Genomic DNA, 13473 nt, shown 5'->3' on the forward strand with positions numbered 1-13473 from the left:
TATTTATTATAAAAAAAAGCATCTCTATCATGAGATGCTTTTTATTTATTATGGAATTTATTTTTGTCTGAAATATATTTCAATCGGAACACCTGTCAATTCAAAATTTTGACGTAATTTATTTTCAATAAATCGTTTATAGGGTTCTTTGATATATTGCGGTAAATTTGCAAAAAATGCAAATTGTGGAGTTCTGGTGGGAAGCTGAGTACAGTATTTAATTTTTATATATTTACCCTTTATACTTGGCGGGGGTGTAGATTCAATTATAGGAAGCATGACTTCATTTAATTTACTGGTTTTAATCCTGCGTGAACGATTTTCATAAACTTTCATGGCAGTTTCTACCGTTTTATACACACGCTGTTTAGTAATAGCCGAGGTGAAAATAATGGGTACATCCGTAAATGGAGCAATCTTTTCTTTTATAAAATTTTCAAATTGTTTTAACGTATTGGTTTCTTTTTCAACTAAATCCCATTTGTTAACGACGATTACAACTCCTTTTCTGTATTTTTGAGCTAAAAATAAGATGTTCATATCTTGTTTTTCCCAACCTAAGGTTGCATCTATCATTAAGATTACAACATCTGAATCCTCAATTGAACGTATGGAACGCATTACGGAATAAAACTCAAGGTTTTCATTTACTTTAGTTTTTTTCCGCATACCGGCAGTATCTATCAATACAAATTTATATCCGAATTTTTCATATAAGGTTTCGATACTGTCTCTGGTAGTACCGGCTATATCTGTTACGATGTTACGCTCGTTTTCCAATAAGGCATTGGTAAATGTTGATTTTCCCACATTAGGCCTTCCTGCAATGGTTATTCTCGGCAAGCCTTCAAAAGGGTCTACGTAATCTTCCTCTTTAAATGTGGCAACTATATCATCCAGCAGATCTCCTGTACCGCTACCTGTCATTCCTGATATAGTATAATATTTCTCCATTCCCAATGAATAAAACTCCATGGCTTCCGTTTCCAACATAGCATTGTCCACTTTGTTAACAACTAAAAAGACCGGTTTGTCAGTCTTTCTTAAAAGATTGGAAACCTCTTTATCCATATCGGTGATGCCTTCTGTTACATCAACTAAAAATATAATCGCAGAAGCTTCATCTACGGCAAGTTCAACTTGTTTTCTTATTTCTTCTTCGAAAATATCTTCAGATCCAACTACATAACCTCCAGTATCAATAACAGTAAAATCGACGCCGTTCCAGTCACTTTTTCCATAATGCCGATCACGAGTAACCCCGGCCACACTATCAACAATTGCTTCCCTCTTTTGTAGTAATCGATTAAAAAGAGTAGATTTTCCTACATTAGGCCTTCCTACAAGCGCTATAATATTTGACATATCATATTTTTTGCAAAGGTAAATAAAAATAAATAGCAGATTTATATTTGGAGTATGTAAACGTTATCGAGGCTATTATAATTGTTTTAAAAGTTTGTGTTTAATAAATTATGCTCTAGATATAAAATTATGTGTATTCTTTGTGAGAATTATTAATTTGTTATATTTTTGATTTTTAAATTTTAATAATTAAAGGCGTTTTTTGATTTTGGAAAAAAGAATTAATGTAACTAAGGTATTTTTACCTCCTTTATCTGAATATAATGAATATTTAGATAAAGTTTGGAAAAACCAATGGCTGACCAATAGAGGTGAATTAGTTTTAAAACTTGAAGAGAAGCTCAAGAAGTATTTAAATATTACTAATATATTAGTTACTAATAACGGTACCGTCCCTATTCAAATAGCATTGAAAAATATTGCTAAGGGAGGAGAAGTTATTACTACACCTTTTAGCTTTGTGGCTACTACTTCCGCCATTATATGGGAATGTTGTAAACCGGTGTTTGTGGATATTGATCCGAATCATCTGACTATAGATGAAAATAAGATTGAAGAAGCAATTACAGATAAAACCACGGCAATATTAGCAACCCATGTGTTTGGTAATCCTTGCAATGTAAAAATAATTGAAAAAATTGCAAAGAAATATCAGATAAAGGTTATTTATGATGCAGCGCATTGTTTTGGAGTAGAGCATGACAGCAAATCCGTATTCGAATATGGTGATATAAGTACCTGTAGTTTTCATGCTACCAAATTATTTCATACAGGAGAAGGAGGAGCTATATTTTGCAAAGATTCCGAATTGATGAAAAGGTTAAATTATAGTCATAATTTTGGATACACTGAAACCAATGATATTTATGATGTAGGAATTAATGCTAAAATATCTGAACTACAAGCTGCGATGGGCTTGTCAGTATTACATTATATAGATTATATAATTGCTGAAAGGAAAAAAGTAGTAGATTTTTACGATGAATCACTAGATTTTAGTAAATTAAAATCACTCCAAATAAGAGAAAATACTAAGTGGAATTACAGCTACTATCCCGTTATATTTAATTCTGAAAAGATACTATTAAGGGTACAAGAAAAATTAGCAGAACAAAATATTGTACCCAGACGTTATTTTTACCCTTCATTAAATACAATAAATTATGTTAAAGGTAGTAAAATGTCAGTATCAGAGTCCATATCAGAAAAAATTTTATGTCTGCCTTTATATGTAGGTTTAGAAAATAGTGAATTGGAAATAATAACAAAACTTGTAAATAGATATAGTGAATAATAATTTTATATTTTTAAAAAAATAATCATTTATAAATTAAAACGGGATTCTTGAAAATTTTGTAAGTTATAGATATTTAGTAACTTTCAAATTAAATTGTATTTAATTTTAATTTAATAATATGATCAAATAGTAAATCATTAAATTCACATTATGAAAGTAAAAGAACCTGAGTCTAAATACAGAGTACGATTTGCAGATTGTGACCCTATAGGTCATCTTTCTAATCTTCGTTATTTTGATTATATGCTAAATGCTAGGGAAGATCACTGTTTAGATAATTATCAGTTAGATAATTTTGAACAATCTAAAAAAACAGGATGTTTATGGGTTGCTTTGCAAAATCAGATTGCTTATATCAAAGAAGTTAGGTATAATAAAGATATTATAATTACTAGTAAAATAGTAAAATATACTGACAGGACTAATACAGTAGAAGTGTTAATGTTAAATAAAGACAAAAGTTTGACACATGCTGTTTTATGGGTTACTTTGATATATTTTAACTTATCTACCCGAAAATCTGAAGTTCAACCGCAAAATTTTTTGGATTTGTTTCAAGAAATATGTGTAAGTATACCTGAAAATTTGTTTGAGGAACGTGTGGAAAGTTTAAGAAAGCAAAATAAAAAAATTAGTTAAAAAATAGATGATAGTAACTGAAACCACACTTAAAGGATGCTATATTTTAAAACCACAAGTTTTTGAAGATTCACGAGGATTTTTTATGGAGACGTTCAATCTTGATACATTTGAAAAAAAGGTAGGATATAAACCCAATTTTGTTCAAGATAATGTCTCTAAGTCTTCTTATGGGGTTATAAGAGGTTTACATCAGCAGTTACCCCCCTATTCTCAAGCTAAATTAGTGTATGTATTACAAGGTAAAGTAATTGATGTCGCCGTTGATGTTCGAAAAAATTCTCCTACGTACGGGCAATATATATCTGTTGAATTATCGGCATCGAATAAAAAACAATTGTTTATCCCGAAAGGTTTTTTGCATGGATTTTCAGTACTATCAGAATCAGTTATTTTTGCTTATAAATGTGAAGGATTTTATCATAAGGAAAGTGAACAGGGGGTTAATCCTTTGGATAAAGATTTAAATATTGATTGGGGAATAGATGCAGGGGATAGAATTATTTCTGAAAAAGACTTAAATGCGATTTCTTTTAAAGAATTCAAACCCATTGAATTATCATAGATTATGAAAAAAATATTAGTTACAGGAGGGGATGGGCAATTAGGAAGATCTTTAAAGCAAAGATTAAAAGAAAAACCTCTTGCAAATTATAGTTTTACATTTACGGATGTTCAAGAGTTGGATATATTAGATGAAATATTTGTAAAAACTTATTTTTTTTCAAACAAGTTTGATTACGTAATTAATTGTGCTGCCTATACTGCTGTTGATAAAGCAGAAACAGATATTGAAATGGCAGAAAAACTTAATGCTGATGCTGTAAAGTTCTTAGCAAAAGCAAGCGCCTCTCAAAAAGCTACTTTTATACATATTTCAACAGACTATGTGTTTTCAGGAGAAGAATCTACACCGCGCAAAGAAGATGATCCCGTAGCTCCTTTAGGTATTTACGGAAAAACCAAATTAAATGGTGAAATACTTGCTCAATATTATAATCCAAAAACATATATAATTAGAACGGCATGGTTATATTCTCCCTTTGGGAATAATTTTGTGAAAACCATGTTAAAATTATTTAAAGAAAAAGAAGAAATAAATGTCATTAACGATCAAATTGGATCTCCTACGAATGCATTTGATTTAGCAGATGCTATCTTAACTATTATACAAAATGATATTGGAGCTTATGGAATTTACAATTTTTCCAATGAAGGAGAATGTTCCTGGTATCAATTCAGTGAAGAAATAAGAAAATTAAGTAAATCTAAAATCAAAATTAATCCTATACCAACTTCAGAATTTCCCACTCCTGCAAAACGACCACAATATAGTTTGTTAGATAAAACTAAAATTAAAAATACTTTTGGAATTTCAATCCCTGAATGGAAAGATAGCTTAAAAGAAATGCTTAATAAATGAATATAATGACATGAATTATCTATATTTGTATAAAAAAAATATGATAAAATTTATTTCATTCTTCATGTTAGGACTAACTTTACTGCTTACAAGTTGCGATAAACCGGTTAACGGTCAAGAAGTAGCACCATCAAACAGGTATTCTTTTCAAGTTATTGAGTCTGCTGACGGATTAAGAACCTATGTTTTCGATGGTAAAACTGGAGACGTTTTCGTTAGAACACCTGACGGAAAATGGTGGAATGATTCCGGAATTAAAACTGCGCAAAAAAATAATTAAAAAATAAATATTTCTAAGTAGCTCTTAATTATTACATAAAAATAATGGAGAGTTTTTAATTGTTTATATTATCAAAGTAAAGCATTAATTTATTAAAAAATATTTTATAAAGTTTTTTTACTATTTATATACGAATCATAATTTTTAATCAATCATATTCTACACTATATAAAAATAAATATGATTGAAGTAAAAAAATTATTTCTGCTTTATAAGTAGGGATATAAGTTCTTATTTTGATAATAAATTATTTTGTAGGAAATGGCAATTTCATCACGCAAAATTAGTTTAAATATCTTTATTATAAAGGCACTTACTCTTGTTATAAATTTATTAATTGTTAGTGTTTCTGCAAAGTATTTTGGATTATCTATAGATAGGGATATTTGGATTATAGCTACCGCATTTATTATCAACTTAAATAATACATTTTTTAATCCTATATCAGATGTTTTTAGGATAAAATATGTTCAAGTGAAAGAGGAAGAATCGGTTCAATCAGCATTAACTAAAACGGGTTCTTTGTTACTTGTCTATGCTATTATGGTTATTTTATTAGTCATTATTTTTTTCTTTTACGGTAAAAATATTATTCATAGTTTATTCACTGTGGATGGTATATTACTAAATAGATATTGTTTATTTGTTAATATTTTACTTTATAGTATTTTGTTTACGCAATTTACTTCAATAGGGATAGGTATCTTAAATGCTAATAATATATTTTATATACCGGAAATAACATCATTTTTTACATCTTTTTTTAACTTAGGGATAATATATTTTGGTACAGCATATATAGGTATATTTTCTTTATATGTAGGGCAATACTTTAATTTATTTATTTTATCTTTAGTAATACTTTATTTTTTAAGAAAAAAAAAATTATTACCTATTTTTAAATGGAATAAAACTTTTATATCTCAAGCAAAGGTGTTTATAGTATTTGGTATTCCTTTTTATTTTCCTTATATAGTTGGTCAAATAAATTCATTAATTGAAAAAAGCTTATCCAATAAAATGGGAGTAGGTATAATTTCAATGATTGATTATGCTCAAAAATTCACTTTATTATTTCAGGTTGTTATTACCAGTATTATATTAACAGCTATAATCCCCCAACTTACTAAAAATTTTTATAGAAAGGAATGGGAAGAATATTATATTTCCTTTTATAATTATTTGAAATTTATCATTTTAATAATAAGTTTTTTTGTACCCTTATTATATTTAAATGCCTATGAAATTAATTATATATTTTTTAAAAAAGGAGAAGTTAGCATAAGTAACATAGAACAAATTTCCCTTTTAACAAAATTATATTCCATATCTTTTATAGCTATTTGTTTATATGTTTATATATCACCGGTTATGATTTCTCAATTAAAAAATAAACAACAAGCGGTATTGGGCGTTTTAACTCAAATAGGAATTATAATATTTAATTGTTTTTTTTATAAGCTATTTAATCAATTTACATTTCCTGTTTCTATAGGTCTTTTTCATTTATTAATAGTTTTTATAATGCTTTATATAATATCTATTCATAATAAGAAGAAAATTTTTTTATATCTATTTAAATCTATCTTAATTTTAATATTATTACTAGTAATTGGAGAAATAATAAACCGTTTTATCCATTTTGATAATATTTATTTTTCACTTTTATTTAAAACCGGAATAATGTCAATTATTATTTTAGCTTTCACACCTTTGTTAGGAATAAATGTTTTATTTTATTTTAATCAGCTTTTAAATAAATGGAATCTAAAAATTTAACCTTAGTTTTTGCTCATTTTGAAAAAGAACATTTAGGAAAAGATGTTTTTCTTGTCCCTTATTACCTTGGAAAAGAATTATCCTATGAAGTAACCATTGTATATAAAAAAACTAAAACAAACAATTTATTTAAAAATAATAACTACAAAGGAGTTAAACTACGTTCGTTAATAAATATATTTAAGCTAAAAAAATTACAAAATATATCATTTTTTTTATCTTCATTGCTTTATGTTATTAAGAATGGTAAAAAGATTGATTTATTAATGACTTTTCATTTCAGATTTACAAGTGCCATTTTATGCATTTTATATAAAATGATTAATCCTAATGGAAAGTTTTATTTAAAAGTGGATGGAGGAGAAGATATTTTAGATGTTAAAAATAATTCTTCATTTATTAAAAACCAAATTTATAATAAGTTATTGAAGAAATGCGATTATATATCAGTTGAAACTCATTTATCATTTAAATTATGGAATGAAAATTTAAATATTTCAGAAAAAATCTTCTTGGTTGAAAATGGATTTGATGAAGAGGAATTAATGAAATTATCACTTAATGTTATTCCTTTTTCAGAAAAAGAAAATAAAATTATAACTGTTGGGCGGTTAGGTACATCTCAAAAAAATACAGTAATGTTTTTAAAAGCTATTGAAAAAATTTCAAATTTTAAAAATTGGAAATTTTATTTTATAGGTACAATAGAGGAAAATTTCCAAAAAGAAATTAAATTATTTTATCATAAAAATCCATCATTAAAAAATAAGGTAATATTTACTGGGCCAATTTTGGAAAAGAAAATTTTATGGGAATATTATAATAAAGCAAAAGTTTTTGTATTGACGTCAATATGGGAGGGATATGCTATCGTTTTTTCGGAAGCTTATAGATTTAATAATTATATTATTTCTACGGATGTAGGTGGGGCAAAAGAAACCATAGAAAAAAATGAAAATTTTGGAAAATTAGTGGGACAGAATAATGATGAAGATTTAAAATCTGTTTTGGAACAAATAATTAATGATAATAATTATTTAATTAAATATCCTGATAAGGATCATTCAGATAATTCTTGGCAAATATGTTTAAAATCATTAGTTGATAGTATTAAAAATAATAAAATTGGAGTATAAAATTATTATTGTAAACTATAATGGATGTTCAGACACTATAGAATGTTTGGAATCATTATTAAAATCTACCATACAAAACTTTCAGTTGTTTATTGTAGATAATTCATTGAAATTTGATGATTTTGAAATGTTTAAGAAATGGGGTCAAAACATTTCCATGAAAATAGAAACTAAATTTCCGGAATTAGTTTTTCCAATTTCAGAAAAGTCGAGTCAAGATCTGTTGTATTTAAATGAAGAAGAATTATATGAGTTAAAAGATATTGAACAAAAAATTGTTTTTATTAAAGCAAAGGAAAACAAAGGATTTTCAGCTGCAAATAATATTGTTTTAAAATATTTGAAAAAACAGGATAAATTTGATTATATTTGGCTTTTAAATAATGATACAGTAGTACCCGTTGATTTTTTGCATAATATATCTGAAAAATTTAAAACAATGCAGAATACTATTGGTATAATTGGTAATTCTTTATGTTATTATAATCAGCCGGAAATATTGCAATGTACAGCAAATAAATATAATGATTGGCTTGCTCATACCTTTCCTTTATATGAATGCATGAATTATTCAGATATTCCTAAAAAAGCAATTTATAATTTAATCCCCATAGGAGCTTCAATGTTTATAAAAAAAGAATGTTTTATGGAAGTAGGTTTTCTCGAAGAAGATTATTTCTTGTATTTTGAAGAGTGGGATTATACTAGTAGAGCAAAGAAAAAAGATTGGAAATCTATAATATTTACTGATTTATATATTTTTCATAAACATGGAACAACTATAGATAACGGAAATAATGAAGGTAAATCAAAAACTTTATTTTCAGATTATTATTTGTTAATTAATAAACTGGTTTTTGCAAAGAAAAACTTAAAATGGTATCATTTACCATCAGTTTATTTAAGTTTTGTACCCATCTTAATTAATAGAATAAGACGAGGGCAATGGGATAGGATAATGATGATATTTAAAATAATTTTAGGATTAAAATATAATTTAAAATGAGTCGTAAGATTATGATCTTATCATTAGGTAGGACAGGAAGTTTACCTCTATATTCTGACAATATAGTTTTACATTTTCCTGAAAATAGTTACGATTACTATAAATCTAAATTTGCTATAGAAGGAATTTCAATACCTAATCAAAAATCATTAATAACCTATAAATCAGCTTTTTCATTTATTTTAAATACACTATTTATACTTCCATTTTATTGTATAGTTCTTTTACCTAAAATAGTGAAAAATTATAGAATACTATATTTACCGTATTTTCATTTATGGAATTTACCCTTTATTATGCTCTTTAGATTATTAGGTCGCGACGTAATATTGACAGTACATGATGGTGTTTTACATAAAGGAGAAAATAGTTTATTGATCCAGCAATATTCTAATTTAAATATTAGATTGAGCTCTAAATTAATATTTTTGACAAACTATGTTAAAGTTAATGTAGAGAAAACATTAAAATTAATTAAACCGAGTATTATAGTTCCACATGGATTAATTGAAACAACGTCATTAAGTGATTCCCCTGCGAAAATAAATAGGGGAAAAAATATACTTTTTATAGGCAGGATTAGTCCCTATAAAGGGGTAGAGCTTTTAGCTGAAGTTGTTGAAGATATAAGAGATAAAATAGATAGATGTATAATTGCCGGAAAAAGCATTTACGAATTAAAAATCAAAGATACAGAAAAATTAAAGATACAGGATAAATACCTGTCAGATTTGGAAATAGGTAAACTTTTAAATTGGGCTGATATTTTAGTTTTACCATATTTGGAAGCGACACAATCGGGAGTTATTACTCTCGGGATTAGTTCAGAATTACCTATGGTTTGTACAAATGTTGGAGGTTTTTGTGAACAATTAGATCAAGATGAATGTGTTTGGGTTGAGCCCAATAAAGATTCATTAAAAAAAGGTTTAGTACATCTAATTGAAGATCAATTTCAAAGAGACTATTTAATTAAACAAATGCATAAAAAGAAAACATCCCTTAGTTGGGATAGAATTTCATTGCAAATATTTAAATTTTTAAAATACTAATGAATAATCTGACGATTACAAAAAGTAAGTTTATTTTTTTCAGTTTTTCTTTTTTAGGATTAATAGCTGCAATCTGCAGTAGCTATGTATTACCTAAAAAATATTTTTCAGATGCATTAACGATCATTCATAATCCATGGAATTTAAAGGGAGTAGTTGGAGGCTTTCAACTTTCAATTTTTTTTTATTCCATTACAGGTATGAGGTGGATGCCTTTTTCTTTAGTGGCTTTAATACAATATCCGATTCTAATATATATTTTAACTAAAATTGGTATTCCTTCTAATTTTGATAAGGTAAAAGTAAACAATCTTTTGATGTATGCCTCTTTTTTTGTTATTGGTATATTTATATCAATGCAAACTAAAGAGTTTATAACATTTATATTTTGTGCTATTCTTGTTAAATTAATTAAAAATAAAAATAAAGAATATGTTTTTCGAAATAGGATAATTATTTGTTTAATGATTTTATTATATTCCTATATATTTAGGGAATATTATTATTTAGTTCTAATTTTATCTATATTTATTAGTATTTTGAGTTATTGTAATTTAAAGCTTAATTCATTTTTAATTATAATATACGGATTGATAATGATTATTCTTATAAGTTGTGGACATAATATGGTAAAACATGGATATCTTTCAGATAAAACTCGCACGGAGCTAAATGAAAGACGATTAGATGATCCTAAAATAAAAGAAGAATCAAGATCTGCTATAATCCCTCCATTACCGACCAATACTTGGTATGGAGATGCTGTGTCAATAATATACGGATTTATGGTAGTTAATATTCCTATCACATCAATTTTTTCTGCCTCACCACAAGTTTCATTATTTTCAATTTGGCAATTGACATTATTTTTTTGTTTATCTTTAAAATTTGATCAAATTTTGAAGGTTAAAAAAAATAATAATATTAGATGGGCATATTATATAACATTTTCATTTTTTATTGTTCAAGGCTTGTTTGAACCTGACTTAGGATCTTCCATTAGACATAAAGCGGGTATATTTCCATTGATTTATTTTATTTTATTTTATGATGATAAAGAAAAATAATTTTGAAAAGATAAATTTTATTTTTTTAATATTAATTTTAAGTACTATACTATTCAGATCGATTTGTACGATTTTAATTATTTCCTATATTGTGTTCCAAATTTTTGCTTTTATAAATTTGAAAGTCAAAATAAAATTAAATGGGTTGATATTTTTATTATCGATGCCTTTTCTTATTGAAGTTTTAATGTTTTGGAATAATGATTATGCTTATTATGGATTTAAGTCTTTAGAGAAAAAAATTATCTATTTATTTTTTCCCTTTTTTATTATTTTATCTCCTTTTAAAATTGACATTTTTAAAATAATTAATTATTGGACAAAAATTATATGCTTGATGCTGTTTTTCTTTTTAATTAGGTATGTGATTTTTTATCAAGATAATATAAATAATTATTTAAATGGAATAGATGTGTGGGATATGGGGTATAGCTTTTCGAGAAGTATCGACAACAATCATGCACCGGCACTCAATTTAATTGTATCATTTTGTTGTATTAGTTCGTTATATAATTTCTATAATACTAACTCCAAAAGACGTCTTGAAAAGATAACTAATTTTATAACCTATACAATATTGCTGGGTTTTGTTTTCTTAATAAATACTAGAATAGCTGTTTGCAGTTCAATACTAGGTTCTGTATTCATAACCTTGTATCAATTTAAATCATCGTTTACTTTAAAACAAAGCGTTTTAATTACAGCCATAGTTTTTATATTTATAGTCGTTTTTATAACACTTTTCCCCTATACAATAAAGAAATATACAACGGTTTCGTTTGGGAACATGGATAAAATCGGAAAGCTGGATGAAGTTGAGAACCCTGAAGGTGAAATTTACAATTCGTTAGTAACAAGATTAAGTATTTGGAAATCAGCTTTTGATTTGTCTAAAAGAAATATCTGGTTTGGAGTAGGAGCTTCAGACGGAAAAAGAAAACTATTCGATTACTACTATGAAACAGACCAAATGTTTTTGTTTAAATATAAATTTCCGGTTCACAATCAATACTTAGATTATTTAGTTAGATTTGGAATTTTAGGTTTCGTATTATTAATTATTTTTATGGCATTACCACTTTATATTGGATTTAAATTGCATAACTCTTTAATAATTTATTATTCTCTATCATTTATAGTAGCCAATATAACGGATGATTTTTTAATTCGTTTTGATGGAATCGTATTTAGCTGTATTTTAGTTAGTTTTTTTGGGTATTTATATGTAAGGAATCAAGATAAATATTTTTTAAAAGAGTAAAATTTTTATTAAGGTCAAAATATTCTACGCACCTTTTTAATCCTAATTTACCCATTTTTTCACGTGTTGAACGGTCTTTTAAAGCTTCAATAAATTCTTGAATGTCATTTTCATTCGTAAATAAAAATCCGGTTTCTCCGTGTTTTACAATGTCTTTATTTCCAATAATATTTGTTGCTAGAACCGGCTTTTGAAACGCCATAGCTTCTAAGGGGGCAATAGGCAGGCCTTCCCATAAAGATGTTTGAATATATATGTCTAATTTAATTAAATAGTCAAATATCTTATCTCTGTCTAACCATCCGGTAATTGTAATGTTAGGAGAAGTAATAACATTTCTTAATTCACCATCGCCAATCCATAAAAAGTCAATATCCAAATTATTTTTTGCAATCTTGTCAAAAAGAGTTGGGTTTCTAGCATAGGTTATTCTTCCTACAATTCCTATGCTTAGGCGATTTTTAATGATCTTATTTTCTACATATTTAGGTAATATAGATTCTAAATTAATTCCATTCCTAATTAATAAGGTCTTACCTAATTTAGTGCCATTTTCAAATTCACTATCTCCACAGGCAATTGTGGTGCCTCCCAAATATTTAGTAGTAAATTTTTCAATGTTATAATATAATTTTTTTTTAACAGGAGAAATATCTTTTCTTATAAAAGAGTATCCATGTGGAGTATAAAACAGCAGAGCTTTTTTATAAAATAATGATGCAAATTTACCCAATATTCCTGCTTTAGAAGAATGAAGGTGTATTATTTGAGGTTGTAGAGATTTGCATAAATTTATAAGTTCGTAAGTACTTTTAAAATCTTTTAAAGAGATTTCTTTATTCATATCCAATTCTATTAATCTAACCCCATTTGATAACTCTTTTTTTAAATCTAAATTGGATACCTCCGGGCGTTTAGAACTATATGCAATAGTAGTATCGAATATATTATTATATTTTCCAAAAAAAATAGATAAATCTTTTATATATGTATATACCCCTCCACCTAGAGCTTCAACTATATGTAAAACTTTTATTTTTTTCATCAATATAAAATTATTTAATATTTATTAAGTTCACATTAATTTAGTCTAATATAGTAAAATTATAGATATTTGTTTAATAAAAAATAACTATTTTTATCAATTAATAAATATTTATTTTTTTTT

General features: G+C 26.3%; 13 protein-coding genes. 11 read left to right on the forward strand and 2 right to left on the reverse strand.

The window, feature by feature from the left end:
- Positions 1-57: 57 nt before the first annotated feature.
- A complete protein-coding gene (der, locus tag J3U20_RS04135) occupies positions 58-1365 on the reverse strand; it encodes a ribosome biogenesis GTPase Der (RefSeq protein ID WP_160541745.1) in 1308 nt (435 codons plus the stop codon).
- A 202-nt stretch (positions 1366-1567) separates the two neighbouring features.
- Between der and J3U20_RS04140 the strand changes: the two genes are divergently transcribed.
- The 11 genes from J3U20_RS04140 to J3U20_RS04190 all read left to right on the forward strand — a co-directional run bounded on the left by J3U20_RS04140 (position 1568) and on the right by J3U20_RS04190 (position 12305).
- Complete coding sequence (locus J3U20_RS04140) at positions 1568-2659, forward strand: DegT/DnrJ/EryC1/StrS family aminotransferase (protein ID WP_160541746.1); 1092 nt, start codon at positions 1568-1570, stop codon at positions 2657-2659.
- Between the two features lie 153 nt (positions 2660-2812).
- Entirely contained in the window at positions 2813-3301 is a 489-nt protein-coding gene (locus J3U20_RS04145) for an acyl-CoA thioesterase (RefSeq protein ID WP_105296729.1), read from the forward strand.
- A 7-nt stretch (positions 3302-3308) separates the two neighbouring features.
- Entirely contained in the window at positions 3309-3866 is a 558-nt protein-coding gene (rfbC, locus tag J3U20_RS04150) for a dTDP-4-dehydrorhamnose 3,5-epimerase (RefSeq protein WP_160541747.1), read from the forward strand.
- Between the two features lie 3 nt (positions 3867-3869).
- Positions 3870-4724, forward strand: coding sequence for a dTDP-4-dehydrorhamnose reductase (rfbD, locus tag J3U20_RS04155; RefSeq protein WP_160541748.1), 855 nt, complete (start codon positions 3870-3872; stop codon positions 4722-4724).
- 40 nt (positions 4725-4764) lie between these two features.
- Positions 4765-5004 carry a hypothetical protein gene (locus J3U20_RS04160; RefSeq protein ID WP_160550005.1) on the forward strand — a complete coding sequence of 80 codons (240 nt, stop codon included), beginning with the start codon at positions 4765-4767 and terminating at the stop codon, positions 5002-5004.
- Between the two features lie 261 nt (positions 5005-5265).
- Positions 5266-6783, forward strand: coding sequence for a lipid II flippase MurJ (locus tag J3U20_RS04165; RefSeq protein ID WP_160541750.1), 1518 nt, complete (start codon positions 5266-5268; stop codon positions 6781-6783).
- Positions 6765-7919, forward strand: a complete 1155-nt coding sequence (locus J3U20_RS04170; protein ID WP_160541751.1) for a glycosyltransferase — start codon at positions 6765-6767, stop codon at positions 7917-7919. The genes J3U20_RS04165 and J3U20_RS04170 overlap by 19 nt, the downstream gene beginning before the upstream one ends.
- A complete protein-coding gene (locus J3U20_RS04175; protein WP_160541752.1) occupies positions 7909-8925 on the forward strand; it encodes a glycosyltransferase family 2 protein in 1017 nt (338 codons plus the stop codon). Before J3U20_RS04170 ends, J3U20_RS04175 begins: the two co-directional genes overlap by 11 nt.
- Positions 8922-9977, forward strand: a complete 1056-nt coding sequence (locus J3U20_RS04180) for a glycosyltransferase family 4 protein (RefSeq protein ID WP_160541753.1) — start codon at positions 8922-8924, stop codon at positions 9975-9977. Before J3U20_RS04175 ends, J3U20_RS04180 begins: the two co-directional genes overlap by 4 nt.
- The gene (locus J3U20_RS04185; RefSeq protein ID WP_160541754.1) at positions 9977-11044 is read left to right on the forward strand and encodes a hypothetical protein; all 1068 of its coding nucleotides are present in this window, start codon (positions 9977-9979) and stop codon (positions 11042-11044) included. Before J3U20_RS04180 ends, J3U20_RS04185 begins: the two co-directional genes overlap by 1 nt.
- 118 nt (positions 11045-11162) lie before the next feature.
- Positions 11163-12305, forward strand: a complete 1143-nt coding sequence (locus J3U20_RS04190) for an O-antigen ligase family protein (RefSeq protein WP_160541755.1) — start codon at positions 11163-11165, stop codon at positions 12303-12305.
- Here J3U20_RS04190 and J3U20_RS04195 read toward each other — a convergent pair.
- The gene (locus J3U20_RS04195; protein ID WP_185150285.1) at positions 12247-13350 is read right to left on the reverse strand and encodes a glycosyltransferase; all 1104 of its coding nucleotides are present in this window, start codon (positions 13348-13350) and stop codon (positions 12247-12249) included. The genes J3U20_RS04190 and J3U20_RS04195 overlap by 59 nt on opposite strands.
- Between the last annotated feature and the right edge of the window lie 123 nt (positions 13351-13473).

The organism is Apibacter sp. B3919 (assembly GCF_026537405.1).
GTDB lineage: Bacteria > Bacteroidota > Bacteroidia > Flavobacteriales > Weeksellaceae > Apibacter.

Coding starts and splice junctions, on each gene's coding strand:
- rfbC (WP_160541747.1), top strand. CDS start 3,309: ATGATAGTAACTGAAACCACACTTAAAGGATGCTATATTTTAAAACCA.
- rfbD (WP_160541748.1), top strand. CDS start 3,870: ATGAAAAAAATATTAGTTACAGGAGGGGATGGGCAATTAGGAAGATCT.
- J3U20_RS04195 (WP_185150285.1), bottom strand. CDS start 13,350: ATGAAAAAAATAAAAGTTTTACATATAGTTGAAGCTCTAGGTGGAGGG.
- der (WP_160541745.1), bottom strand. CDS start 1,365: ATGTCAAATATTATAGCGCTTGTAGGAAGGCCTAATGTAGGAAAATCT.
- J3U20_RS04185 (WP_160541754.1), top strand. CDS start 9,977: ATGAATAATCTGACGATTACAAAAAGTAAGTTTATTTTTTTCAGTTTT.
- J3U20_RS04160 (WP_160550005.1), top strand. CDS start 4,765: ATGATAAAATTTATTTCATTCTTCATGTTAGGACTAACTTTACTGCTT.
- J3U20_RS04145 (WP_105296729.1), top strand. CDS start 2,813: ATGAAAGTAAAAGAACCTGAGTCTAAATACAGAGTACGATTTGCAGAT.
- J3U20_RS04180 (WP_160541753.1), top strand. CDS start 8,922: ATGAGTCGTAAGATTATGATCTTATCATTAGGTAGGACAGGAAGTTTA.
- J3U20_RS04165 (WP_160541750.1), top strand. CDS start 5,266: ATGGCAATTTCATCACGCAAAATTAGTTTAAATATCTTTATTATAAAG.
- J3U20_RS04170 (WP_160541751.1), top strand. CDS start 6,765: ATGGAATCTAAAAATTTAACCTTAGTTTTTGCTCATTTTGAAAAAGAA.